Origin of the sequence: Streptomyces sp. CBMA123 (genome assembly GCF_014596465.1) — a bacterium.
GTDB lineage: Bacteria > Actinomycetota > Actinomycetes > Streptomycetales > Streptomycetaceae > Kitasatospora.
Map to the genome: position 1 here is coordinate 1 of NZ_MECK01000023.1, position 25,950 is coordinate 25,950.

The window sequence follows — 25,950 nt, forward strand, 5'->3', positions numbered from 1 at the left end:
ACCGCCCCGGCGGCGCCCACCGCCGCGGGCGCCTGCGCCGCGCCGGCGGCCGTACCCTCGCCCGGTGCCCCGGACTCCGCTGCCGGCTCGGGGACCTCCCAGGCCACGGCGGGCAGTTGGATGCCCCCGCCCGACGACCCGTTCCCCCGCGCACTGCGTTCCCTGCCCACCCGCACTCCCTGGCCCACGACGACGACGCCCGACGGGGCCGGCCGCCCCGGCCGCACCGGCCGCGGCGGGAACCGCCCCTCCCCCAATCGACGGACGGCACGTGACGCCGGGTTCAGCCGGTTTCCAGGCGCCACGCCGGCTCGGCCGGGCGCGGCGGGTGGAGGACGAAGTCGACCGCCCGCTGGAGGGTCTGCGGGGACGGCTGCGGGCACGGCCCGGTGCGCTCGCGCAGGTGGGCGAGCAGCCCGGGCTCGGGGGCGAGGTCGTACTCCTCCAGGTAGTAGGCGACGGTGTCGGTCCAGATCCACTCGCCGTCGGTGCGGTAGTTCATCGGGACGGCGCCCCGGCGGGAGGCGTCGAAGACGTCGTCCATCAGCATCGGCGTCACCAGCACCTCGGCGCCGGACCGCAGGTACTCCAGCAGGTCGGCCCGCTGCCCGCCGTCCCGCACCAGCGGGTGGTCCGCCGAGAAACCGGGCCCGATCACCGGGTCGACCAGGTCGAACACCGCCGCCAGCCGGAACTCCGGCTCCGCCGCCCGCCCTTGCTGCTGATCCACGTCCTGCTCCCGCTCGCGTGCCGGCGCCCCGGCCGGGGCGCCCTCACCCGGGTCAACGGCGCCGGGACGGGCGGCGTTCACCGGGCGGGGCGCCTGCCGGCTCAGGCGGCGCTGCCCTTGAGGTCGGGCCTCTGGTCCTTCTCGTACCAGAGCAGGAGGGCGGCCTGCACTTCAGGGGAGGGCTTCCACGCCACGATGCCCTGCCGCATGTGGGTGTTCAGCTCCTTGACGAAGTCCTCGGGCTTCCCCTTGTAGGTCTTGGCGAACGCCGTGACCGCCCTGGCCGACGCCGGCTTGACCCCCTTGTCGATCACGTTCACCGCATTGGCCCTGGCCGCCTGCGCCTCTTCCTCGGCCGCCCGCCGTGCTGCCTCCTCCTGCTCGGCCGCCCGGTCCACGAGCCGCTGGTTCCAGGCGGCCTCGCCGTTCTTCGAGGGGAAGTACTTGAAGGCGATGTCCTTCCCCTTGGGCACGTACGGGCTGGTGGAGTTGAGCCTGGCCGTCTCCTTCCAGCCGTACTCGATGAGGCCCTCCACGTCCTTGCCGTCCTTGAGGTAGGTACGGGGCTGCTCCGACACCGTCGACTTCTGCTGGGCGGCGATCGTGTACCCCACGTAGGCGCTGACCCCCGGGAACGCGTCCTGGAAGTCCTTGACGACGGACTTGCAGCTTGCGCACGTACCCCGGGAGGAGAGCACGATGAGCGCGCCCTCGGGCTGGGCGGGCAGTTCGGCCCCCGACTGTGGGGACGCCGCCTTCTCCGGCGGCTTGCCCGGCGGCTTTGCGGAGGGGTGGGGGACCTGCTCGAAGCCCCAGTCCTTCATCTGCTGGAATGCCTTCGCCAGCCCCTTCACCTCGGCGTCGTAGCGCTGTGTCCACAAGCCGTTCTCGCCCGCCCACCGGGCGGCGGCCTTGAGCGAGCGGCTGTCGTTGATGGATTCGTCCTTGCCGTTGGTGACGGCCTCGGTCGTCTGCCAGCTCTTGTCGCCCTTCAACGCCAGGCCGATGACGGCGTAGGTCACGGTCTTGTCGGTGCCGGTGAAGAGTTGCTCCAAGAGGGAGTCGTCCAGGACCGTCGTCGCCGCCTGCACGGAGTCGGGATCCGGTTGCGGTTTCACCGGGGCGGGTTCCGGGTCGTCCACCCTCTCCTTGCCCTTCGCCACCGGCTTCTCCTGCGGCTTGGCCACCACGTCGGAGTCGGGACCCGGGTCGTCGGCCCTCTCCTTGCCCTTCGCGACCGTCCCCTCCTCCGGCTTCGCCGCCTCCGGCGCGTCGGCCGGCACCGTCCTGCCCGACAGCGCGCTCTCGACCCCCTCCGCCGAGTTGGTGTCGGGGCGATCGGCGGCGGCCTTCTTCTTGGTGTTCTTCCCGAAGGCCAGCGCGCCCTCCGGCTCTCGGTTCGGGTCGAGGGTGCCCGGCTCGGCGCGCTCGTAGCCCTCGGGGCGCTCCCGGTCCCGCTCCGGGCGGGCGGGGGCGGGCAGGTGGGCCCCGCGGTCCACGACCGGGGGCGTCGGGCCGTCCGCCGTGGGCCGGGTGACCTCCCGGAAGTGCCCGCCGGGGACGATGGCCGGCACGCCGTCGGCCGTGTAGCCGACCTCGGAGGCGACCACCAGGTGGCCGGGGCCGTCCGTGCCGTCCACCCGCGGGGTGAAGTACACCGAGCCCGTCGCGACCAGCGCGCTGCTGCCCAGGTCGGCGAGGCCGAGCTGGCGCATCACCTCGGTGACGAAGTCGAGGCCGGGCGCCTTCCCGAGGTTGCAGGAGACGAACTGCAGCCGGTCGGTGCCGTTCCAGACATCGCCCGCGTGCAGCCCGGCCAGGATCCCGGCGACCCGGTCCTCGGTCAGTTCCTCGCCGTCCAGCACCGGCTTTCCGGTGTCGGGGTCGGTGTGCACCGGCAGCGTGAACACGCCCTCCTGCGCGGGGAAGCGCGCCAGGGCGTACCGCTCCGCCGGCGACGGCTCGGGGTTGCCGAGCCACCAGCCGTGTGCGGGGCCCCCGAACGCGGCCAGGGGCGCGCCGACTTCGCCCGCCTTCGGTACCGGGTCGGTCCAGTACCAGTCCGCCGGGAGGTTGATCGTGTCGAAGGGGGCGGTCTTCGCCAGGGTGCCCTCCTCCAGGTAGGCGCTCACCTCGTGGATGTTCTCGGCGGTGTACCGGAACACCGCCGGAGCGTCGCCCTCGGCGATGTCGACGCTGTTGTGGAGTTCGACCGTGAGTGCCCCGTCCTGCTCCAGCCTGAGGTGGACCGTAACGCTCTGGCCGGTCAGCTTCGGGTGGGACGGGGTGATCTCGACCGTCTTCTCCCGCCCGTCCGCGGACTGCCGCTCGGTGATGCGGTGGTCGGGCCGCAGGTCGTCGGGGAAGGCGGCGCGCAGCGCGGCCTCGCCGTAGAACCCGGCGAACAGGTCGAACGCGTGCTCCATCGGCATGTCGTTCGTCCAGCCCGCGATCGTCTCCGTGACGTCGTGGAGCGTCATGGGCTCGGCGTCCGCCCGGATGACGTGGTAGGGGCCCTCCTCCTCCCGCCCGGTCACCGTGAGCCGGGTCGGGCCGAGCGTCACCTCGTACTGGCCCGGGTTGACCTCCGTGGGGGCGCCCGGGGGCATGTGGTCCCGCGGGTACGACAGGGCCAGCATGGGGTGGGTCAGCGGGACCTGGATCTCGAACAGCGCGTAGCCGTCGGGGTTCGACATCCACTCCTGGACGAACTGCCGGTCGTAGGAGGTGGACGACGGCACGATCTCCGTGAAGCTCTGCTGCTCCCGGGTCTGCTCCGACATCCGCACCGCCCGGTACAGGAGCAGGGTTCCCTCGGCGTGCGGCTGCCCCGCCGGGGGCTGGAGGTCCTGCGCATGGGCGAAGAACCGCTCCAGGTTGCCCATCATCGTGGCGTAGGTCGCCGTGCCCTCCCGGTGGATCAGCCGGCCCGCCGGGTTGCGCAGGTTGGTGAAGGCTCCGGTGCGGATCTGTCCCATGAACGTGCGCAGGGCGCTGTCGGGTCGGGCCGTGGTCAGGTGGCGTAGGGACAGGTCGGCGCCGGCGGCCCTCTGTTCGGGGGTCGGCTGGAGGAAGCGCACCGCTTGGTCGTTGTGGCGCGCCGGGTCGATCGACTCCACCAGCCGGTAGCCGTCGGGGTGGTCGTGGAAGGAGCCGTCCGGTGCCCGGTGGGCCCGGTGGTCCTCGGCCTGGACCTGGATGTCGCCGGAGTCGTCCCGGAGCGCCCGGAACTCCCGCCAGTGGCCGCCGCCCACCATGACCGGGTGGCCGTCCTCGGTGAAGCCGACGTCGGAGGCGACCACCAGGTGCCCCGGGCCGCTCTCGCGCGGGGCGAAGTACACCGGACCGGTCGCGGTCAGCGCAGTGGTCCCCAGGTCCAGTTCCTTGAGCCAGCGCGTCACTTCGGCGCCGAACTCGTGCGCCGGACCGCCGCCCAGGTTGCACGCCACGAACTGCACCGTGTCGGTGCCGTTCCAGACCCCGGAGCGGTGGAGGCCGTACAGGACGCCCGCCGTCTGGTGGGCGGACAGCGGCCCGTCGGGGCCGAGCGGAAGACCGGTGCCCTCGTCCGTGTGCACGGGCACGACGAACACCCCGGGCTGTTCGGGGAAGTTCCGCAGCGCGTCGCGCTCCGCCTGCGGCACCTCGCTCGGGCCGATCCGCCAGCCGGCGGCGGTGCCGCCGAAGGCCGACAGCGGCAGGCCTGTGTCCTCCGGCTTGAGCACCCGGTAGTCGAACCAGTCCCAGGGGAGGTCCAGCATCTCGAAGCTGGGGTTCTCGGCCAGCTTCTGCGAGCGAAGGCCCCCGCTCACGGTGCCGATGCTGTCGGCGTCGTAGACCATCGGCTCCCGCGGCTCCGTGTCTTCGCTGGAGCGCCAGAGGATGGAGACGGACTCGCCTTCATGACGGATCGTCGCTTCCAGGAACTGTCCGGCCAGCTGTTCGTGGGAGTGCTCGATCCTGACGGTCTTCGTGAGGCCGTCCGGCGACGACGTCTCGCTGATGCGGTGGAAGGGCCCGAGGTCGCCGGCGTAGGAGGCCCGCAGCGAGCGGTCGCTGAAGAACTGGGTGAACTTCTGGAACGCGACCGGCATCGACATGCCGCTGGTCCAGTTCGCGACGTCGGCGCGGATGTCGGCGACCGTCATGGGTTCGGCGTCCACCCGGATGACGTGGAAGCCTCCCTCGTCGTCCCGGCCGGTCACCGTCAGGCGGCTCGGGCCGAGCGTCACCTCCGACTGCGCCTCGTTCACCGGCTCCGGGTCGCCCTGGGCCCTGGTGTGGCCCGGCGGGAAGGACAGCGCCAGCATGGGGTGGGACAGCGGCACGTTGATCTCGAACAGCGCGTAGTTGTCGCCGCCGCCCCCGTTCGACATCCAGTCCTGGACGAACTCCCGGCTGAAGGAGGTGGAGGCGGGCAGCAGTTCGGTGAAGCTGTCCCGGCCCCGGGATTCGGGGTCCATCCGCACCGCCCGGTACAGCCGCAGGGACTCCCCCGTCGGATGCGCCCCGGCCGGGCGCAGCGCCTGCGCGTGGTCGAGGAAGCTCTGCACCTTGCCGAGCAGGGAGTCGTACCGCTCCCCGGTCCGGATCGCGATCATGCCCTCGTCGTCGCGCTTGCTCGTGAACCCGCCGCCCTTGATCCAGCCCATGAACTGGTGGAGATCCGGGTTCTGGGCCGCGGCGTCGAGGTGCTGCCGGGCCAGGTCCACAGCGACCGGGTCGACCGGGGCCGGGGGCGCGGCGGCGGGCTGGCGGAGGCTGCCGTTGCCGTCCGCGCTGCCGTCGGCGGCCCTGTCGGCGGAGGCCACCGGCTCGGGCCGGGCCTCGGCCGGCGGGGTGAGGCCGGTGCTGGTGGCATCGGGTTCCCCGAAGGTGAACGCGCCCCCGATCGGGGCCGGCTCCGCGTGCTTGCGCGCGTCGATCTGCTCCCTGGTCGCATCGTCGATCAGCACGGCGGAGCCCGCGCTCAGCCGGCCGTCGCGGTCCGGGCCGCCGAAGAACTCCCACGGCGCCCGGTGCGTCAGCGGCGCCGGCTGCCCGGGCACGGCGAGGGCGTCCCGCCACTGCTCCGGGGTGACCGTCCCGTGGGGGAAGAGCAGCGGGTCGATCACCCGCTCCCCGGCCGCCGTGTCGACCACCACGGCGACGTGGTGGTTCCACCGGTGCTGCTGGTGGAGGCGCCCGTCGGCGCTCCCGGGGGAGGCCCAGATCTTGGCGAGGTGCCGGCGGCCGGTGCGCGGGGCGGCCAGGTCGATGAGCTCGGACAGCGCGTGGGCCCGGAACTCGCAGCCGTCGACGCGGTCCGGGGCGTCGGGCTGGTAGCGGCTCATCACCGCGGCGTGGAGCGCCTGGAACTGGCCTTCGGAGGGCCGCTCGGAGGTACGGCCGGCCAGTTCGCCGCGACGCTCCGCCAGGTACGCCCTGCGGTTCTCCGTCGTGTGGTTCAGCAGCCCCAGCAGCGCGTCGGCGGCCCGCACCGAGCGGAGCGGGCCGACGTTCAGGATCGCGGTCAGCACGTCCTGCTCGGCACGGATCCGGTCGTGGACCGCCTGCGGGGCGTTGCCCCGTTCGGCATTCCCCGACATGTCCGCGAGCCGGTCGGAGCGGGTTGCCACGGTCTCCAGGAAGTCGTCGTAGTCTTCGCGCTCCTCCGCCTCGGAACCGAGTTCGGACCCGGACCCGGACCCGGGCTCGGACTCGCTGCTGCCGTCGTCCGACGCCATCTCCTCGTCCGACGAGGCGGGGTCGTTCGGCCGGACGCGCTTTCCCGAGCTCGGGCCCGCACCCGGGTCCGGGTTCGAGCCCTCGTCGTCGGTCCCGTCGTCGCGCCTGCGGCGCCCGGAGAACGCCATCGCGTCGCTCTGGGGCGCCAGTTCCCGCTCGCGCGACGGGGCTCCGCCCGGGACCGCGGTGTAGCCCTCGGGCGCCGACGTCGAACGCGGCGGGAGGGTCTTGTCCACCGGCAGGTGGGCACCGAGGTCCCGGACCGTGATCGGGGCGCCAGGGTCCCGCGGGGCCGTCAGCCCCGCCCAGTTGCCTCCGTCCACCAGGACGGGTCGGCCGGAACCGTCGAAGGCGAGCTGCCTGCCGACCACCAGTGCGCCGGCACCGTGCGGATCGCTGCGGAACGGCCCCGCGACCGGGGGCGCGAACCAGGCCAGGCCCTTGGGGGCGTAGACCTCCAGGTCCCGGCCGGGCAGGCGCAGGCGCAACTGCCGCAGCACGCCCGCGGCGAACGATTGGTCACCCCCGCGGGCCGCCGAACAGGCCACCAGCTGAACGGGCTTGACCCCGTCCCACACCCCTTGTTCGCGCAACGAGACGAGCAGGCCGGCGGCTTCGCCCTCGGTGAGACGGGTGCCCTTCCAGAGCGGCACGCCGTCGGAGCCGGTGTGCATCGCCACGGTGAGGAAGCGTTCGTCGACCGGGAAGCGGTCCAGTGCCGTGGCCATCCGCTGCCGGGCCTGGGGGTCGGCGCCCGGGTCGTCCAGCCGGTAGGCGCCCGAGGTTTCGTGGTGGACCAGTGCCGTGCGCAGGTCGCCGCCGCGGTCGACGGCCGGCGGGTCCGGGAGCGGCGCCGGCACCAGGGGCCCGGCTCCCGGCGCCTGCGTCTCGTGCTCCGGGAGCGGCGGCGCGGCGGCCGACTGCCGCAGGTCGTCGGCGTTCGAGTCCACCAGGGGCTGACCCGCCTCCTCCTCCGCTTGCGCCTGGTCGAGGTCGTACCAGTCGTAGGGGAGGTCGATGGACTCGAAGCTGGTGTTCTCGTTCAGCTTCTGGGAGCGCAGGCTCACGCTCACGGTGCCGATGTTCTGGGCGCCGTAGACCAGCGGATCCCCCTCGTGCGGTTCCTCTCCGTAGACCGTTTCGTCGCGGAAGCGCCAGCGGAGCGAAACGGAATCGCCTTCGTGGTGGATCGTCACTTCGGCGAACTGGCCGAGCGGATCGCGGGGGTGCTCGATCCTGACGGTCTTCCGGCTACCGTCGGCGGACCACGTCTCCGTGATGCGGTGGTGGGGCTCCAGGACGCGGGAGTAGGCGGCCCGCAGCGAGCCCTCACTGTAGAACCGGGTGAACTTCTCGAACGCGACCGGCATCGACATGGGACTGGTCCAGTTGTCGACCTCGGTGCGGATGCCGGCGACCGTCATGGGCTCGGCGTCCACCCGGATGACGTGGAAGCCCCCGTCCTCCTCCCGTCCGGTCACCGTCAGGCGGCTCGGGCCGAGCGTCACCTCCGACTGCGCCTCGTTCACCGGCTCCGGGTCGCCCTGCGCCCTGGTGTGGCCCGGCGGGAAGGACAGCGCCAGCATCGGGTGGGACAGCGGCACCCGGATCTCGAACAGCGCGTAGTTGTCGCCGCCGCCCCCGTTCGACATCCAGTCCTGGACGAACTCCCGGCTGAACGAGGTGGACGCGGGCAGCAGCTCGGTGAACCCCTCCCGGCCCCGGGCCTCGGAGTCCAGCCGCACCGCCCGGTACAGCCGCAGGGACTCCCCCGCCGGCTGCGCCCCGGCCGGGTGCAGCGCCTGCGCGTGGTCGAGGAACCTCTGCACGTCGCCGAGCAGGGACTCGTACCGATCCCCGGCCCTGATCGCGAGCATGCCCTCTTCGTCGCGCTTGCTCGTGTACCCGCCGCCCTTGATCCAGCCCATGAACTGGTGCAGCGCCGGGTTCTGGGCCGCGGCGTCCAGGTGACGCCGGGCCAGGTCCACCGCGACCGGATCGGCGGCGAGCGGCGGTGCGGCAGATGGCGCCAGGAGGCCGCCGGCGCCACTCTCCCGGACCGGCGGGTCGTCGTGGGAGGGGTGCTCTCCGAGGGCCGGGGCGTCCGCCGTCGTCTCCTGGTGGGAGCGGTACTGGCCGTGGGTCAGGTCGCGCAGGACCGGACCCGAGTGCAGGACGTCCTCGATGCGCTGGAGGTGGCGGGGCAGCACGGTGAAGTCGTCCCGGTGGGCCGAGGTGCCCATCACCCCGTTCTCGCCCGCCCAGCGGTCGCGGCGGCGAAGGACGAAGGCGTCGCCCGGCTTGGCGGCCGGCTCGACGTACTCGTCCGGGAGGCCGAGGAAGTGCAGCGCCTCGTGCAGCAGCACGCCGGGCGGGCTCTGGTCGTACCAGTGGAGCTGGTCGCTGCGCCCGGAGCCGGGCAGGACGGTGATGCTCTGGTGGGCGCCGGCGGCGTCCTGGGCGCTCTCGACCCGCAGGTGGACCTGGTCGCCGCCGGGCAGGCGGAAGCGCTCGTTGAAGCGGTCGGCGACCACCGCCCGGGTCCGGTCGAGCATCCGGGCGGCGGCGGCCTGCTCCAGCGGGCGGCCGTCCGGTCCCTGAAGGTGCAGGTTCAGGGTGAACTCGGTGACCCAGTGGCCCGGTTGGGCCTCGAAGCGCCGCACGTCGTAGCTGATCGCGGTGTCGGCGCCGTGCAGGCCGCCCAGGCTCGAAGACTGCCGGTTCTCGTATTGCTCGCGCACCCCGGGGCCGGCGATGTCGCCCCGGCCGCCCTGGCCGCGCACCCGGGGGTCGAAGCGCACGGTGTCCATCCGGGCGGGCGGCGCGAGGGTGCGGATGTCGGCCCAGGCGGAGGCGGGCAGCAGCGGGCCTGCGGACGCGGCCGGCTCGACGGGGGCCGGGGTGAGCGGGGTGGCCGGGGTGAGCGGGGTGGCCGGGGTGGCCGGCGCCTGGGCGGGCGTGCGCTGCGCCACCGGGTGGGTGTGCTCCGGCTCCTCGTGGTCCGGCTGCTCCTCGTGCTCCGGCTGCTCCTCGTGCTCCGGCTGCTCCTCGTGGCCGTCCCGGGAGTGTCCGTCGCCGTCCTCGTGTGCGGGGTGGGGGGTGCCGGCGGGGGTGAGCGGGCCGGCGGGGGTCTTGCCGGCCTCCGGCTTGGTGTCGGCCTCGGGCCTGGTGTCGGCCTCGGGCCTGGTGTCGGGGCGGCGGGCGAAGACGTTCTCGTTGGCCGCCTCGTGGTCGCGCCAGCGTTCTCCGTCCAGATCCTTCGGCGCCCAGTGCTCCCGGTAGGCGTCGAAGAAGTCGCCGCCGTACTCGGTCTTCAGCCGGCGGATCTCCTCCTCCGGCACCTGGCGGTCCTCGGCGAGGCGGTCGTAGCCGGCGGCGGCGTGCTCGCGGGCGGGCAGGACGTCGCGTTCGAAGGCCACGTGCTGTTCCAGGCCCCTGGTCAGCCGGTCGCGCTTGCGCCGCCAGATCTCCAGCTGCTCGGTCAGGCGGGCGCGGTGGTCGGTGTCCGGGTCCCGCAGCAGGGAGCGGAAGGACTCCTCGAAGGCGGCACGGATCCGCTCGGTGTAACCCTCGCGCACCCGTCGGGCGGCGCTGGAGGCGGGGGGGTCGGAGCCCTCGGTGCGGGTGCCGCGGGTCGCGCGGCCCAGGGCGGTCTCGACCGCGGCGGCCGTGTCGTCGCCGCGCTCGGTGGTCTCCGGGCCACCCAGGTCGTGCGGGACCTCGGTGCGGGCGGTGTCCTCGGCGGCGCGCAGCGCCTCCTCGCGGGCGCCGTGCAGGGCCAGCAGGCGGTTGGCCTCGGCCGGGGAGGTGAGCCGGTCCAGTTCCGCCTTGAGCCGGGCGGGGTCGCGGTCGGCGGCGGTGTGCTCGGCGACCAGGCGGTCGGTGCGGCGGGCGAGGTCGGCGCGGGCAGCGGCGACCGCGCGCGGGGAGGGGCCGTCGGCGAGGCCGAGTTCGCGCAGCGCCTCGGGGCCGAACTGGTCGGGGGCGGTGTCCTTCCAGGCCGCGGCCGCGTCGTCGACCGCGTCGACGGAGCGTTTCAGCACGGCCTCGCGGACCGCCTGGACGGCGAAGTCGTGGGACAGCCCGTCGCGGTAGCGGTCCAGGGCCTCCCGGAAGTCCTCGTCCAAGCGGGTCCGGCCCAGGCGCGTCGGGTCGACGGGGGCGAGCTCCTCGCCGCCCGCCTCGCCCTCCTCCTCGATCAGCTGGAAGGACTCGTCGTCGCCGTGCAGGTCCTCGATGCGTTCCCGCAGGGCGTCGGCCATCAGGTCGCGGGCCTCGGGTGACAGGCGGACGTCCTGCGGCACGCCGGCCGCCTCCAGCAGCGCGCGGTCCTTCTCGGAGAGTTGCTGCGTCGACCACTGGGAGTGGGCGTCGTCCACCGCCCGGTCGATCTGCCCGATCGCCTCGGCCCGCGCCTGGCGCAGGTCCAGGTCCCGGGCGGCCTCCCGCAGGCGGCGCTCCAGCGCCCGGGCGGCCAGGGCGTTGCGCTCGGGGGTGAAGTCGGTTCGGGCGGTGAACAGTTGGGCGACGTCCTGTTCGGCGTCGGTCCGGAACCGTTCGGCAGCCTCGCGGCGGATCTCCGCCCGGGTGTGGTCGCCGGAGTGCTCGGGCCCGAGGCCGCGGTCGGCCAGCAGCCGGTCGAAGCGGCGGACGGCGAAGGTGAGCGCGAGCTCGCGGGCACCGGCCAGCTCCAGGCGGTCCGTGGCGGAGTCGAGGATCGACTCCCGCTCGTGCGGGCGCGCCTCGATGTCCTCCCGCAAGGACTCCGCTGCCCGGCGCCACACCGGCGTGTCCGGTGTCACGAGGGGGCGCAGCTCCCGGGGCAGGCGGGCGGCGCCCTGTGTGAGGCGGTCCTCGACGGCGCGGCGGGTCTCTTCGCGTGCCTCGGCCTCGGCGAGCCGGGTGTCGTGGTCCTCGGCGAGGGAGCGCTGCCGGTCCTGCCAGGCCGCGCTCCGCTCGTCGGCGGCGGGCGCCTCGGCGTGCTCGGGGGCCTCGACGTGGTGGTAGGGGCGGCCGGAGGCGGTGGTGGAGTGGATCGGGGCCGTGTCGGGGGTGTGCTGGCCGCCGGGCACGTCCGGCTTCGGGTCACGCGGCGGGGTGGCGGGCGGCAGCGGGTTCTGCGGGTCGGGGCGGTTCGGGTCGGGGTTCTGCGGGTCGGGGCGCTGCGGGTCGGGACGGTTCGGGTCGGGGTTCTGCGGATCCGGGCGCTGCGGGTCGGGACGGTTCGGGTCCGGGTTCTGCGGATCCGGGCGCTGCGGGTCGGGACGGTTCGGGTCCGGGTTCTGCGGATCCGGGCGCTGCGGGTCGGGACGGTTCGGGTCCGGGTGGCCGGGGTTGGCCGGTGCGGTGCCGTCGCCGGAGCCACCGGAGCTGGTACGGACCCGCGGTGGCGGGGTCGCCTCGTTCCGGACGTCGGCGTTCGCGGGCGACTGCGACTGCCCGTGCCCGCCCGTGCCGCCGCTGGTCGCGTTCGAGGGCACGTGCAGGGGCGGTTCGGCGCTCTCCTCGACGACGGTGGTGCGGTGGTCGGGGTGCTTGGGCGGCGGTTTCGGCTTCCCGGTGCCGTCCTGGCCGCCGGCGTCCGCGGAGGACGTCGCGGTGGCGCCGCGCTCCCCGCCCTCCACCGGCTTCCCGTCGCCGTTCGGGCTCTTGGGGCCGCCCGTGGTGGCGCCGCCGGGCCTGGTGTTCCCGGGCCCTCCCTTCGTGGGGGTCCCGGACTTCGACCCGTTGGAACCGGCGGTCTCCTCGCCGTCGGACTGGGTCCTGACCTGCCGGTAGGAGGTCTTCGGGTCCAATGCCCCGTCGACGGATGAGTTGAAGCCGGTCTTGCCTCCGGGGTCGGCGAGGACGCCTTCGGGGGACAGCGTCTCCCCGAGGATCTCGCTGATGTGCCCGGGCCGGCGCACCGGGAACGGCGCCGGGTGGCCGCCCATGGTGCTGATCACCGCGAGGAAGTTCAGCGGGTGGAAGGTGCTGTAGTACTCGCCGTTCTCCTCGATCCGGGAGCTGTCCAGGCTGCGGACGAAGTCCGCGTACCGGGCGGTCAGCGGCGAGGCGAGGCCCATGAGCATGTGGTGCATCCCGGACATCATGAAGCCGCCGACGAAGCTCATCCCGTTGGCCTGCCACTCACCGTTGTAGATGGTGTTGTAGATGCCCTCGGTGAGGTACTGGTTGACGCCCGACTCCAACTGGCCGCCCAGCATCTGCCCGACGTGGAACCACTTGTTCATCGTGTTGATGCCGCCCGCGAGTTCGGGCATCTTGTCGACCAGCATCTTGAGTTCGGGGGTGAGCGCGACCAGCTTGCTGTCCTTCTTGGCGAGGTTCTCCAGGGCCTCGGTGAGCGCTTCCCGACTGGCCTGCTTGGCCACCGTCTTGAGCGAGTGCTCGGCGAACTGGCGGCCGATCTGCTCGCCCATCTCCCGGGCGAACTTCTCGCCGATCTCGGTGCCGAGCTCGGCCACGAAGAGGTCGCCGAGCTGGCGCACGAACTTCTCGCCCATCGCGGCGCCCGTGCGGCGTCCGGACTTGAAGCCCTTGGCCAGGTAGCCGGCGTTGTCCTTCAGGAGCTTGGAGATGCCGCCGGCGAAGCGTTCGGCGGCCTCGTTGCCGAGCAGCCGGCCGACGTCCTGGCCGGCCTCCTTCTCCAGGCCCTTGAGGCCGCCGCCCGCGGCGCCCTTGCCGAGGTCCTCGAGCGCGCCCTTGGCGACGTCGCCCGCGGCGCCCTTGGTGAGGTCCTTGAGCCCGCCCTTGACGAGGTCGCCCGCGGCGCCCTCCCCGATCTCCTTGCCCAGTCCCCCGGTCAGTCCCTTGATGACGTCGTCGAGCACGGTCTTCATGAACAGCTTGCTCAGCCCGGCGCCGAGCAGCTTGCCCAGGCCCTCGCCCAGGATGCTGAGCGGGCCGCCGATCGCGCCGCTGATCGCGCCGAAGATCGCGGCCTGCTTGGTGAGGTCGGTGTCCCACTCGTGGCGGTCGCCGCGGTTGAACTGGATGCCCTGGATGATCGCGTCCAGCAGCAGGCCGCCGATGATGCCGCCGAAGGTGTGCATCACGATCAACTGGACGAGTTTCTTCACCAGTTGGAGCAGGAACTGCCGGGTGAGGATCTTCTGCCACTCCAGCTCGATGAGGGAGGCCCCGCCGGTGAAGACCGACCAGGCGATGGCGATGGCGATCTCCAGCAGCAGCTGGATGAGCTGGCCGATGGCCATCCACTTGGTGTACTCGACGCTGAGGGCCACCTTGTTGGCCAGGTCGGCCAGTTGGGTGCAGAGGTCATGGGTCTGGTCGAGGGGTCCGGGCCGGCTGTCCGTGCCGACGAACTTGCTCCACTCCTTGCGGAAGGCGTCGGCGGTCTTGCCCTCGATCCGCTGGTCGCAGTTCTTCACCGCGTCCTGGATGTAGCCGGCCAGCTTCGGCAGGTCGTCGGCCAGGGCGAGGTAGTCGTCCCGGACGTCGCGCAGCAGCCCCTCGTCGGACTCCGGCCAGGGCATGCCGCTGATGATGTGGAAGAACTGCGCCAGGCCCGGGGAGACGTGGATCGAGGAGTGGGACACGGCGCGGGGCCTCCGGGGACGGAGCTGACGGCAGGGAAGGGCTGGCGGTGCGACGAGGGGCGGGCGGACCCGGGCGGGCGGGTGCTACGTCGCCAGGTCCACGCCGTGCTGGTCGGCGGCCTGGAAGAGGGTGACCGTGTCCTGGCCGTGCTTGGCCATCGCGTCGATCTTGGCCTTGATGCTCGTCGTCAGCCCGTACAGGTCCTCGGCCGGCTTGTCGATCTTGGCGTGGTACTGCTTGCCGATGTCGTCGCCGCCGCCGGCCTTGACGTTCTTGGTGTGGATGTCCTCCATCTCCCCGGAGATCTTCCCGACCAGGGCGGACACCTCCTCGAAGTTGCTGAACGCCTTCCTGGCGTCGCCGTCCAGGCGCAGCGTGTCACCCATTGAACTCCTCCTGCCTGACGGACTTGGCGGCCCGGCCGGCGCCGGGGCGCATCGCGGTGAGCGGGGCGAGCAGCGTCTCCAGGTCCAGGCCGGCGCCGGCCGCGAACGGGTCCTCGTCGCCGCGCTCGCCGGTGAAGTTCATCCGCAGGCTCTGGCCGACGCCCTCGAAGCCGCGCATCTCGGCGGTGATCCGCTCGCCCATCCGGGCCTTGGCCTCGTTGAGGACGTCCTTCAGCAGGGCGCTCAACTCGGCGGGGGCCATGGACTGGTAGGCGGTGGTGTGGAAGTTCAGCGCGAGCAGTTCGCCCTGCGGGCCGACCTTCGCGGTGACCATCCGGTCCTTGCTGGTGGCCTCGGCGGTCATCGCCTGCATCTTGCGGGCGGCCTCGGCCAGTTTGGCCTGCTGGTCCGCCAGGTCGGCCAGGGCCTGGTTCAGTTGGTCCTCGAACGCGTACGACATGCCTCTCCTGTTCCGGTCTGCTTCCTTCGTGGGGTCAGCGGCCGATCACGCCGCTGATCGCTCCGGTGTCGGTGCCCCACACCTCTTCGTCCTCGGCCAGCCAGGTGGTGCGCTGGCGGGCCTTCTCGCCCTGGCCGCCGGCGCCCATTCCGCCGCCCATCGGCGGCACCATCGGCATGCCGCCGCTGGTGGACACCGACTGGCCGCGCATGGCGGCCTGCTCCTCGGCGGCCAGCGCGGCGGCCTTCTGGGCCGCGGCCTTCTCCGCGGCGGCGCTCTCGGCGGCGGCCGCGCTCGCCGCGGGGCCGGACTTTCCGCCGGGCCCCTGGGCGAAGTTGTCCTCGACGCGGGGGCCCAGGCCGGCGCCGGAGCCGAGGATGCGGGGGCCGGAGGCGCCGCCGGAGCCGGTGGACGCCGCGGCGCCGCCGCCGGAGCCGAGGCCGCCGAAGAGCCCGGGCAGGGGGGTGAAGGAGCTGCCGGTGCCGGTGCCGGAGCCGAGGTCGACCGTCCAGGGCACGGTGTCGCCGGAGGACCCGTGCGGGAAGCCGCCGAGTCCGCCGAGGCCCCCGGTGCCGCCGGTCCCCCCGCTGCCGCCGCTGCCGCCGCTGCCCATCGAGTTCCAGGCGCTCTGCAGGTCGCGGGAGCGCTGGAGGTAGTCGGGGATCGGCTTGCCGTCGGCGCCCAGCAGGGTGCCGTCCTGGGCGATCGAGCCGCCCTTCTCCAGGACGTACGGGTTGCCGTTGGCGTCCAGCACGGGCTTGCCCGCGGCGTCGACCACCGTGCCGTCCTCGCGCACGGTCGAGCCCTTGGGCACCTTGGCGTTGGCGCCGTAGACGCCTCCGCCGGTGCCGGCCGGCACGTTCGCGCCCGGGGGGACGACGATCGGCTTGCCGTCCTTGCCGAGCACCTCCTTGCCGTCGGCGTCGTAGACCTTGCCGCCGTCGCCGATGTAGCCGCCGGGCGGCAGCAGGATCGGCTTGCCGTCCTTGTCGAGGAGGACCTTGCCGTCCTTGTCGCGGATCGGTGTGCCGGCGCCGCCGATGCCCCCGCCACCGCCGATCCCGCCCCCGGTGCCGCCAGTGCCGCCAGTGCCGCTGCCGCCGATGACCGGCGGCGGCGGGGGGCCGCCGAGGTCGAGGTTCTGGTGCTTGCCGCCGCCCGCGCCGCCGGCCCCGGACCCGGTGCCGCCGTCCTGCGGGTTGGGCACGTCCTTGGGGTTGGGCACGTCCTTGGGGTTCGGGACGTCCTTGGGGTCCGGCGCGTCCTTGGGCGGGAGCGTGAGGCCGACCGGCACCAGCCCGAAGTACAGCTTTCCGATCAGCGGCTGGTAGGAGGTCCCGAGGTCGGTCATCGTGGCGTTGCCGGGCCCGTCGAGCATGGTGGACACCTTCTGCAGCCACCGGGCCTTGGCCCGGGCGTCGAGCGCGGTGTAGAAGGCGTCGGTGCGCGGGTCGCCGAGCTCGGTGGTGTAGCTCCAGCCGTCCTTGCTCCCGGTCCAGGTCGGCGGGCTCTTGGCCATGACCTCCGTCAGGACCTCCAGGATGCACTGGTACGGGAAGCCGACCGCGTACCAGTTCGTGCGCGCGGTGTGCAGCGCGTCGATGGTGACCCCGATCTGGTGGGCCGCCGCCTTCAGCATCGACGCGTAGTCCGTCGCGGTCAACTGGTTGTTCAGGTCGTCGAGTTCGTAGGCGAAGCGCTGCAGGAGCATCTTGAACTCACCGGCCGCGTCGCCCTCCCAGCTGCTGTCCGGCGCATTGATCTTGGTGGCCCATTCATGGGCGTCCTTGCTCTGGGCGGTCAGCCACTTCTTGGTGTCGTCGATCGCGGTGGAGGCGGCCAGCAGGCTCTGCGGGTGGATGACGTCGTTGCCCTTGGTGCTGACGTTGTCCCCCGTCAGCGCGTCCGCGTCGGGCAGGATCGGCAGCAGGATGTCCTCGCCCTGCCAGTTGAACCTGGACAGCGGGCCGGTGGGGTCGTTGCCCCACTTCGAGTAGTCGATGTGGATCGAGATCAGGAAGTGGTGCGCGGCGTACCCGTCGATGAAGTTCATCACCCACCAGACGTCGGCCGGGCTCCCGTCGGCGCCCGTCTTCTGGTTGTTCGGGTTCTTGCTCTTCAGGCTGTCGTCGAAGTACCCCGTCTCGTTGGTGAGCTTCCCGGTCAGCCACGGGGCGGCCTTGGGGCCCGCGACGTCCGCCCGCTTGACGATGTCCACCGGCGTCTTCTTGGAGTTGAAGGCGGCGAGGATGTCCTCCCAGGGGATGGTCGCCTGGGAGGGGGGCGGGGTGGTCACGGGGTTCTCCAGTGGGGTCGGGGGTGCGGGGGTCGACGGGCCGGCGGCGGGCGGGCGCTACGGACCGGCCCCGCCGCCGCCACCCCCACCCCCACCGCCGCCACCGCCACCGCCACCGCCACCGCCACCGCCACCGCCACCGGCGCCGATGACGTCCTGGAGGATCTGCATCATCTGGGCGGCCGTCAGGGCGTCCTCGTGCGCCGCCTCCATCTGCTTCAGGAACGACCAGATGTCGTCCTGGGCCTTGGCCAGCTGCTGGTGGAACTTCGTGAAGTCCTGCAGCACGCTGCCGGCCAGGTTGGAGGCGAACAGGTCGTGCAGGTGGATCCCGCTCTCGAACTGCCCGGTCAGCAGTTCGGTGAAGAGGGCGTCCTTGCCGACCCCGCTCTTGCCCGCGAAGGCCATCATGGCCTTGAAACCGGGGTCGCTCTCCAGTCGGGTCAGGCAGGCCGCCAGGACCTTGTACGCGAAGTCCTTCAGGTCGTCGTGGTTGACGCTGAGAGTGGCGACCTCCGTGGACGGCGTGGTCATCAGCCGATGCCCGCCGCGCCGCCCGCGTCGGCGGCGCGCAGCAGGCCGTGCATCTCACGCAGGATGCCGGCGCCCTGGACGATGTCGGTGTTCATCTCCTTGTTCTGGGTGGTGAGGGTGGTCTGGAAGGTCTTGGCGGCGGTGGCGAGGTCGCCCTGGAGTTCGTTCTGGGCGGTCTGGACGGCCGTCTCGAAGTCGGTCATGGCGGTGTGCAGGGCCTGGCCGGCCTGTTGCAGGGCGTCGGCCGCCTCGTCGATGTTGGCGTGGTGGAGCTTGATGCTGCCCATCGGTGGTCCTCCTCGGTGGGGTGGTCCGGATGTCTACGGATGTCTGCGGGGGTTCAGGGGTTGAGGGTGTAGCGGATGTTGTCGGAGATCCCGGAGCCCCCGCCCCACTGGCCGGTGAGGCCCAGGGCCTCCTCGTGGGCGGTGTTGATCTTGCCGTGGCCGGCACTGAACGCGCCGTGGAAGGTGTCGTAGGCCCCCTGGAGCTGCTGGTACCGGCCCAGCCAGTCGTTGATCTTCTGCTGGTACTGGGTGCTGCAGGCGGCCTGGAAGTACTTCTGGACCTCGTCGTTGACGTCGGTGACCTGTGTGGCGGCGCGCTTCATGATGCCGAGGTGGTGCTCCAGGCTGGCGAGGATGCGCTGGACGGAGGCGTCGTCCGTCTGCAGGCTGGGGGTGGTCATTCGGGGGCTCCTGTCCATCGGGCCCGGGGCGTTCGCCGTACCGGGTTCATTTCAGGTCAACGGTCGTGCGGGAAGTACGGGTTCAACCCGGGACGTACGGGTTCAGCGCGGGCACGGCGGTCCCGGCGGCGCGCCGGCGGGGGTGGCGCCGGTGAGGGCGGCCGGGTCGAGGCTGGGGCCGGTGGGCAGCAGGGCCAGCAGCGTGGCGGGCACGCCCGCGGGGGCGACGGCGCCGTAGCCGAGCTGTTTGGCGACGGCGGGTGAGGCGAGCGGGTACTTCGCCCCGTTGTCGGTCACCAGGTAGAGGGTGGCGCCGGTGCCGGCGGTGGACAGGGCGCGCACCAGGGCGCCGCCGCCGGGGCGTACCGCGATGGTGTCGGCGGGGGTGCAGGCGGCCTCGATGCCGGGCTGGGCGGCGGGGGCAGGGCCCTGGACGGCGGTGTCGTCGACGAGGGCCAGGGTGGTGGTGGGCGCGGGGTCGCCGGGGCGCAGTTCGGCGCAGACGTCGCGGCCCTGGGGGGCGGTGAGCAGTTCGGGCGCGGTGGTGGGCAGGGCGGCGGCCGGGCCGGCGGGGGCGGGGGGTGCGGTGTGGGCGGCGAGGTCGGCGGCGCCGATCGCGGTGGGGGTGGCGGCGGTGCCCTGGTAGGCGCTCTGCTGGGTGCGGGGGTCGGCGAGCAGCAGTTGCAGGGTCATCGGGGTGAGCGGGGTGAGTCCGGCGCCGGTGAGCAGGTAGGGGTTGCCGCCGGGGCCGGTGAAGAGCTGTCCGACGCGGGTGGGGTGGGTGGCGAGGTCGGGGCCGGGGGTGCCGCGCTGGTCGAGGTCGGGGGCGGCGAGGTCGGGGCCGGCGGGCAGGGCGTCGAGGAAGGCCTGGGTGACGGGCTGGGCGGTGACGGCGCCCTGGCCGAGGGCCTGGCGGGCGCCGGTGCGGGTGTCCAGGCGCAGGCGGCGGCCGTGCCACAGGAGGTGTTGGGCGCCGTCGGGGGCGGCGACCAGGAGGGCCTGGCCGTCGGTGAGGGCGGTGCCGTGGGTGGTGGGGTCGACGGCGAGGGCCAGGCGGGGGCGGCGGGTGCCGGAGGGGTCGGGGCGCTGGGTGGCGCAGGCGAGCCAGGGGGCGGTGGCGAGGCGGTCGGCGTCGGGCAGGCCGTCGGGGGCGCCGAGGATGCCCAGGGGGGTGCCGCGCGGGGTGTCGGCCAGGGAGTGGACGCTGACCTGGTCGACGGTCAGCTGGTCGCCGGCGAGCAGGCGGGCGGTGGTCTCGTTGAGCAGGGGGTGGAGTGCGCCGTCGAGGTAGAGGTAGCGGGCGCCGTTCTCCTTGACCAGGACGAGGGTGCCGGGTTTCTTCCAGCCGGTGGCGCCGCCGGGGACGAGGACGCCGTAGACGGCGGCGATCAGGCAGGCGAGGGCGGCGATGACCAGGCCGGTGGCGATGCCGCGGGAGGTGCGCCCGGTGGGGGCGTCGGGGGCGTCGGGTTCGCCGCGGAGCATGCCGGTGGCGAGGCGGCCCATCACGAACAGGTGGGCCTGCACCTGGTCGCGCTTCGACTGCATGGTGGTGGTTCTCCTCGGTGGCGGGGGTGGTGCGTACGGCGGGCGTGGTGCGTGCGGCGGCGGGGCGTGCGGCGGGTGCGTGCGGCGGGTGCGGCGGCTGGTGGGGGGTCAGCCGCCGAGGGCGCGCAGTCCGTGGAAGGCCCCGGCCGCGGCGAGGGCGAGCGGCAGGATGCTGACGGCCGCGAGGGTGTGCAGCAGGTCGGCGGCGCGGCCCCAGTAGGGCAGCAGGCGCCGGCCGGGGACGGTCCAGGAGGCGGCGGCCAGCAGTGCGGCGGTGGCGAGCAGCGCGGTGAGCAGGCCGATGCGGGCGGCGGCGGACTGGCCGGCGGCGAGGTGGGCGGTGAGCAGGGCGGGGCCCAGGGCGCCGGGGACGAGAACGGCCAGGCGTTGGGGGATGGAGCCGATGCCGCGGGCGTGCAGCAGGAGCAGCAGGGACAGGGCGCCGGTCAGGGCGGTGGGGGCCCAGCCGTCCTGGCCGGTGAGGGTGGTCAGGCACAGGGCGAGGACGGGGGCGAGGGCGAGGTGGAAGGCCGTCAGGAAGCCGTCGGCGACGGTGCTGCGGGAGCGGACGGTGGCGGCGGGGACGGCTTCGATGCCTTCCTGGAGTTCTTCGGAGTTGCGGGGCAGGGCGGGCAGGCGCAGTCCGGACAGGCGGAAGCACAGGCCGGGCAGGAAGGCGGCGGTGGCGACGGGGAGGACGGCCAGGGTGGCGGCGGTGGCGGGGGCGGTGAGTCCGGCGAGCAGCAGGGCGCCGGCGGCGGTGACGTGCAGGGCGAGCAGGACCAGGCCGAGGAAGAGCGGGGCGGAGCAGCCGACGGCGGCCATGGCCAGGATGGCGGCTCCGGCGCCGGCGCAGCCGCCGGCGAGCAGGCGGGCTCCGGTGGCGGAGGGGCCGGTGGCGGAGGTGAGGAGGGCGCCGGCCAGGGCGAGGTAGGGCACGGCGGTGGCGCCCAGGGCGGTGCCGGCGCCGGCGTCGCCGACGGCGCGGGAGGCGCTGAGGGCGCCCAGGAGCAGGAACAGTGCGGTGACGGCGGCGGCGCCGGCGCGCAGCTGGGGCGGGCCGGGCAGCAGCAGGAGGGCCAGGCCCCCGGCCAGGGCGGTGACGGCCAGGGCGAGGGCGGTGTGGTGGGTGAGGGCGGGGCGCCAGGTGTCGGGGCGTTCGCGCATGCCGGTGGCGAGGCCGTCGGGGAGGTCGTCGTAGTGGACTTCGGGCAGGGGGTCGCGGCGGGGGCGCAGGTGGAGGTCCTCGCCGTCGCGCAGGCCGAGGGCGTCGGCGCCGAGTTCCTCGTCGAGGGGGGCCTGGCCGAGGCGTTGGAGGATCCAGCCGTCGTGTCCGGTGCCCTGTTCGTCGAGGCCGTCGCCGGCGTGGTCGAGGACGGCGGGCAGCAGGTCGGCGAGCGGTACGTCGGCGGGGATGACGAGTTCGAACACCGCGTCGGGTGCGTGGAACCTCAGTCGGCACAGTCCGGTGGCTGTGGTCCCGTTGGCGGTCCCGTTCAAGGTTCTCCTCGTGTCCGTTCGGCGGTGGCCGTGCCGCCGGCGGGGCGGTCTCCTCCTTGGGGCACGGGCCGCGGCGGGTGCGGGGTTCAACCTGCGGCGGGTGCGGGGTCCGACCCGCGGCGGGGCGGCGGCTGAACCCGGGGCGGGGCGCCGTCCGTGGACCTGAAGGACGGCGACCCGGACGGCGGGGCACTTCGCGGCCGTCCCCCGGGTGCGAGGAGCGCTTTCGTTGAGTGTGGTGCTGGTCGACCGTCCGCCGCGGCGCCCCGGGCCGGCGATGCCCGACGGCGAGATCCAGTTGCAGGAGCCGCCGGTCCTGCCGGAGTCGCAGAGCGGCATGTCGAGCATGATCACGATGGCGCCGATGGCGTTGAGCTCGCTGTCGATGGTGTTCGTGTTCCTGCGCCCGGGTGAGGGCGGCGGGGTCATGACGTACGTCGCGATGGGCATGATGGGCCTGTCCGCGGTGGGCATGCTGGTGACCTCGCTGATCCGCGGGTCCAGCGACCGCAAGCGGGAGTTGCGGGCCGAGCGGCGGGACTACCTGCGCTACCTGGCGCAGATGCGCCGTCAGGTGCGCGGGCACATCGTGCGTCAGCAGGAGGCGCTGGCCTGGCGGCATCCGGCGCCGGGGTCGCTGGCCTCGCTGGTGCGCACCTCGCGGCTGTGGGAGCGGCGCGGTACGCATCCGGACTTCGGTGACGTGCGGATCGGGGTGGGGCACCAGCGGCTGGCGGTGCGGCTGGCGCCGTTGGCGACCAAGCCGGTGGAGGACCTGGAGCCGTTGTGCGCGCACGCGTTGCGCCGGTTCATCCACGCCTACGGGACGGTCGCGGACCAGCCGATCGCGGTGTACGTGCGCGGCTACGCCCAGGTGCTGGTGCGCTCCGAGGACCGGGAGGCGGCGCGGGCGCTGGCGCGGGCGATGCTGGCGCAGCTGGCACTGTTCCACGCGCCGGACGAGCTGCGCATCGCGGTGGTGTGCGACGCGGAGCGGCGGGGGCGGTGGGAGTGGGCGAAGTGGCTGCCGCACGCGCTGCACCCGCTGGACACCGACGCGCTGGGGCCGGTGCGGCTGGTGGCGGGGTCGGTGGCGGAGCTGGAGCAGGTGCTGGGGGCGGAGTTCGCGGGGCGCGGGCCGTGGGAGCCGGACGCGCAGCCGGGCCGGGACGAGCCGTTCACGGTGGTCGTGCTGGACGGTGTGCCGGTGGGTGCGGGCAGCCGGGCGGCGCTGGCGGGGTGGCGCAACGCGGTGCTGCTGGACCTGGGCGAGGCGCTGGAGTGGAAGCCGCTGCGGCACCGGCTGCGGCTGCGGATCGAGGAGGGCGGGCTGGCGATGGTCGGCGCGGACCGCAACCACCGGGACGAGGTGACCGAGCTGGGGCGGGCGGACGCGCTGTCGCTGCCGGCGGCGCGGCGGCTGGCCGGGCTGATGGCGCCGTACCGGATCGGGGACCAGTCGGAGGCCGGGGAGCCGCTGGCCGGGGACTTCGACCTGGTGTCGCTGCTGGGCATCCGTGATCTGCACCGGCACGACGTGGCGGACAGCTGGGCGCGGCGCGGCATCGCCGAGCGGCTGCGGGTGCCGCTGGGGATCGCCGGGGACGGCACGCCGGTGGAGCTGGACATCAAGGAGTCGGCGCAGGGCGGCATGGGGCCGCACGGGATGCTGATCGGGGCGACCGGGTCGGGCAAGTCGGAGCTGCTGCGGACGCTGGTGATGGCGCTGGCGCTGACGCACTCCTCCGAGGTGCTGAACTTCGTGCTGGTGGACTTCAAGGGCGGGGCGACGTTCCTGGGGCTGGACCGGCTGCCGCACACCTCGGCGGTGATCACCAACCTGGCCGACGAGGCGGCGCTGGTGGACCGGATGCGCGACGCGCTGCACGGGGAGCTGGTGCGCCGTCAGGAGCTGCTGCGCTCGGCGGGCAACTACAGCTCGCTGCTGGACTACGAGACGGCCCGGGCCGGCGGGGCGGCGCTGGAGCCGCTGCCGACGCTGTTCGTGGTGGTCGACGAGTTCTCCGAACTGCTGGCCGCGCACCGGGACTTCATGGACCTGTTCATCATGATCGGCCGGCTGGGGCGGTCGCTGGGGGTGCACCTGCTGCTGGCCTCGCAGCGGCTGGACGAGGGCCGGATGCACGCCCTGGAGTCGCACCTGTCGTACCGGATCGGTCTGCGGACGTTCTCGGCGATGGAGAGCCGGGGCGTGCTGGGGGTGCCGGACGCGTACCACCTGCCCTCGCAGCCGGGCAACGGGTTCCTGCGCAGCGACATCGCCACGCTGACCCGGTTCAAGGCGGCGTACGTCTCCGGGTCCTACCGGGCGCCGCGCCCGGCCGCGGTGCGCCGGCAGGCGGCGGCGGGGCAGGTCGCGGTGTACGGCACGGGGTACGTGGCGCCGCGTCAGATCGTCGCGCCGGTGGAGGAGCCGGAGGCCGAGGAGGTGGCGCAGAGCCGCAGCCTGCTGGCGATCGCGGCCGAGAAGCTCGTCGACGCCGGGCCGCCCGCCCACCAGGTGTGGCTGCCGCCGCTAGGCGTGCCGCCGACCCTGGACCAGTTGCTGGCGCCGCTGGCGCCGGTGGCCGGGTACGGGCTGACCACCGAGGACGATCCGGGCCGGGGCACCCTGCGGGTGCCGGTGGGCGTGGTGGACCGTCCCTTCCAGCAGGTGCGCGACCTGCTGAGCGCCGACCTGTCGGGGGCGGGCGGTCACGTCGGTGTCGCGGGCGGGCCGCAGAGCGGGAAGAGCACCCTGCTGCGGACCCTGGTGGCGGCCCTGGCGCTCACCCACACCCCGCGCGAAGTCCAGTTCTACTGCCTGGACTTCGGCGGTGGCACGCTCTCCTCGCTGCGCGGCCTGCCGCACGTGGGCGGGGTGACCGGGCGGCACGACCCGGAGCGGGTGGTGCGCACGGTCGCGGAGGTCAACGCCATCCTGGCCCGGCGCGAGCAGAGCTTCGCCGAGCTGGGCATCGACTCGGTGGCGGCGTTCCGGCGAGCGCTGGCCGAGGGCTCGCTGCCCGGGGAGGCCCACGGTGACGTGTTCCTGGTCGTCGACGGCTGGAACACGGTGCGCCAGGAGTTCGCCGACCTGGCGCCGGCGCTGACCCTGATCGCCCAGCGGGGCCTCAACTACGGCATCCACCTGGTCGTGGGCACCACGCGCTGGGGCGAGGTGACCGGTGCGCTGCGCGACCTGCTGGGCACCCGCTTCGAGCTGCGGTTGGGCGACCCGGTGGACTCCGCGATCGGGATGCGCATCGCGGCGACCGTGCCCAAGATCCCCGGCCGCGGGCTGACCGGTGAGGAACTGCACTTCCTCACCGCGCTGCCCCGGCTGGACGGCAGCGGCGGCACCGAGGACCTGGGCGAGGGCGTCGCCGACCTGGTGGACGCCGTCGCCGAGCACTGGCAGGGCCCGCGCGCCCCCGAGGTGCGGATGCTGCCGCTGCACCTGCCCGCGGCGGCGCTGCCCGCCCCCGAGGGCCGGCTGCGGGTGCCGCTGGGCCTGCAGGACGTCTCGATGGCCCCGCTGTGGCACGACTTCGAGGAGTCGCCGCACCTGGTGGTGGTCGGTGACAGCGAGGCGGGCAAGACCAACCTGCTGAAGCTGGTCGCGGCCGGCATCACCTCCGCCTACCGGCCCGACGAGGCACGGATCATGCTGGTCGACTACCGGCGGGTGCTGCAGGGCGCGGTGCCGCAGGAGTACCGGCTGGGGCACGCGGTCGCCGTGGACGTGCTGCGCCAGATCGTCGACGGGGCGGCGCGGGCGATGGCCAACCGGCTGCCCGGACCGGACATCCCGCCGGAGCGGCTGCGGCTGCGGGACTGGTGGGAGGGCCCCGAACTGTTCATCCTGGTCGACGACTACGAGCTGGTCGCCGGCTCGTCCGTCAGCATGGGCGCCCATCCGTTCGCGCCGCTGCTGGACTACCTGGCGCAGGGCGCCGAACTGGGCCTGCACCTGATCGTGGCGCGCAGCGCCAACGGCATCGGGCGGGCCGCCTCCGACCAGCTGCTGCGCAAGCTGGAGGAGGTCAACACCCCGGCGGTGCTGCTGTCCTGCCCGCCCAGCGAGGGCTTCCTGTTCGGCAACACCAAGCCGCGGGTGTTCCCCCCGGGGCGGGCCCTGCACATCACCCGGCGCCGGACGGTGCAGGTGCAGACCGCGCTCGTCGACGACGGGGACGGGGACGGGGACGGGAGCGGGAGCGGGGGGACGGGGCGGTGAGCCGGGCGTCGGCGGGAGCGGACGGCGGCGGGAGCGGAGCGCGGCGACGGCGGGAGGGGGCGGCGATGAGCACCACCGCACAGGCGGACCCGCACACGGCGGGCCCGCGCACCACCGGCGCCCCGGGCCCGGCGGCACCACCCGCCGCACACACGGACGACAGCGGGAAGGCGCGGCGATGAGCACCACCGAACAGGCCTCCGGGGCACGGCGCTGGCTGCCCCGCCGACGCGCCGACACCGACACCGCCCCGGCGCCCGCGGCGGCGCTGCACGAGG

General features: G+C 73.8%; 11 protein-coding genes. 1 reads left to right on the top strand and 10 read right to left on the bottom strand.

Translation table 11 applies throughout. The annotated features are described in order from the left end of the window. Positions 1–283 precede the first annotated feature (283 nt). The 10 genes from BG452_RS04620 to eccD form a co-directional block, all read right to left on the bottom strand. Positions 284–730: a hypothetical protein gene (locus BG452_RS04620; protein WP_188302860.1), complete on the bottom strand. Its 447-nt coding sequence runs from the start codon at positions 728–730 to the stop codon at positions 284–286. A gap of 101 nt (positions 731–831) precedes the next feature. Next, positions 832–14,019, bottom strand: a complete 13,188-nt coding sequence (locus tag BG452_RS04625) for a protein-glutamine glutaminase family protein (RefSeq protein ID WP_188302861.1) — start codon at positions 14,017–14,019, stop codon at positions 832–834. An 84-nt stretch (positions 14,020–14,103) separates the two neighbouring features. Then, on the bottom strand, positions 14,104–14,406 hold the full coding sequence (locus BG452_RS04630; RefSeq protein ID WP_188302862.1) for a hypothetical protein: 303 nt from the start codon (positions 14,404–14,406) through the stop codon (positions 14,104–14,106). Further along, positions 14,399–14,866, bottom strand: a complete 468-nt coding sequence (locus BG452_RS04635) for a YbaB/EbfC family nucleoid-associated protein (RefSeq protein WP_188302863.1) — start codon at positions 14,864–14,866, stop codon at positions 14,399–14,401. The genes BG452_RS04630 and BG452_RS04635 overlap by 8 nt, the downstream gene beginning before the upstream one ends. Positions 14,867–14,900: 34 nt before the next feature. Next, a complete protein-coding gene (locus tag BG452_RS04640; protein ID WP_188302864.1) occupies positions 14,901–17,162 on the bottom strand; it encodes a WXG100 family type VII secretion target in 2,262 nt (753 codons plus the stop codon). 57 nt (positions 17,163–17,219) lie between these two features. Next, a complete protein-coding gene (locus BG452_RS04645) occupies positions 17,220–17,696 on the bottom strand; it encodes a hypothetical protein (protein ID WP_188302865.1) in 477 nt (158 codons plus the stop codon). Then, the gene (locus tag BG452_RS04650) at positions 17,696–17,983 is read right to left on the bottom strand and encodes a hypothetical protein (protein ID WP_188302866.1); all 288 of its coding nucleotides are present in this window, start codon (positions 17,981–17,983) and stop codon (positions 17,696–17,698) included. The genes BG452_RS04645 and BG452_RS04650 overlap by 1 nt, the downstream gene beginning before the upstream one ends. A 53-nt stretch (positions 17,984–18,036) precedes the next feature. Further along, the gene (locus tag BG452_RS04655) at positions 18,037–18,384 is read right to left on the bottom strand and encodes a hypothetical protein (protein WP_188302867.1); all 348 of its coding nucleotides are present in this window, start codon (positions 18,382–18,384) and stop codon (positions 18,037–18,039) included. Between the two features lie 102 nt (positions 18,385–18,486). Then, a complete protein-coding gene (gene eccB / locus BG452_RS04660; protein ID WP_188302868.1) occupies positions 18,487–19,932 on the bottom strand; it encodes a type VII secretion protein EccB in 1,446 nt (481 codons plus the stop codon). Positions 19,933–20,040: 108 nt separating this feature from the next. Beyond that, positions 20,041–21,432, bottom strand: a complete 1,392-nt coding sequence (gene eccD / locus BG452_RS04665; RefSeq protein WP_223241754.1) for a type VII secretion integral membrane protein EccD — start codon at positions 21,430–21,432, stop codon at positions 20,041–20,043. A gap of 229 nt (positions 21,433–21,661) precedes the next feature. Between eccD and eccCa the strand changes: the two genes are divergently transcribed. Beyond that, positions 21,662–25,672 carry a type VII secretion protein EccCa gene (eccCa, locus tag BG452_RS04670; RefSeq protein WP_223241755.1) on the top strand — a complete coding sequence of 1,337 codons (4,011 nt, stop codon included), beginning with the start codon at positions 21,662–21,664 and terminating at the stop codon, positions 25,670–25,672. Positions 25,673–25,950: the final 278 nt, after the last annotated feature.

What these genes read in the sequence shown, in the direction of transcription:
- BG452_RS04655 (WP_188302867.1), bottom strand. Translation starts at nt 18,384, where the DNA reads ATGACCACCCCCAGCCTGCAGACGGACGACGCCTCCGTCCAGCGCATC.
- BG452_RS04635 (WP_188302863.1), bottom strand. Translation starts at nt 14,866, where the DNA reads ATGTCGTACGCGTTCGAGGACCAACTGAACCAGGCCCTGGCCGACCTG.
- BG452_RS04650 (WP_188302866.1), bottom strand. Translation starts at nt 17,983, where the DNA reads ATGGGCAGCATCAAGCTCCACCACGCCAACATCGACGAGGCGGCCGAC.
- eccB (WP_188302868.1), bottom strand. Translation starts at nt 19,932, where the DNA reads ATGCAGTCGAAGCGCGACCAGGTGCAGGCCCACCTGTTCGTGATGGGC.
- BG452_RS04645 (WP_188302865.1), bottom strand. Translation starts at nt 17,696, where the DNA reads ATGACCACGCCGTCCACGGAGGTCGCCACTCTCAGCGTCAACCACGAC.
- BG452_RS04630 (WP_188302862.1), bottom strand. Translation starts at nt 14,406, where the DNA reads ATGGGTGACACGCTGCGCCTGGACGGCGACGCCAGGAAGGCGTTCAGC.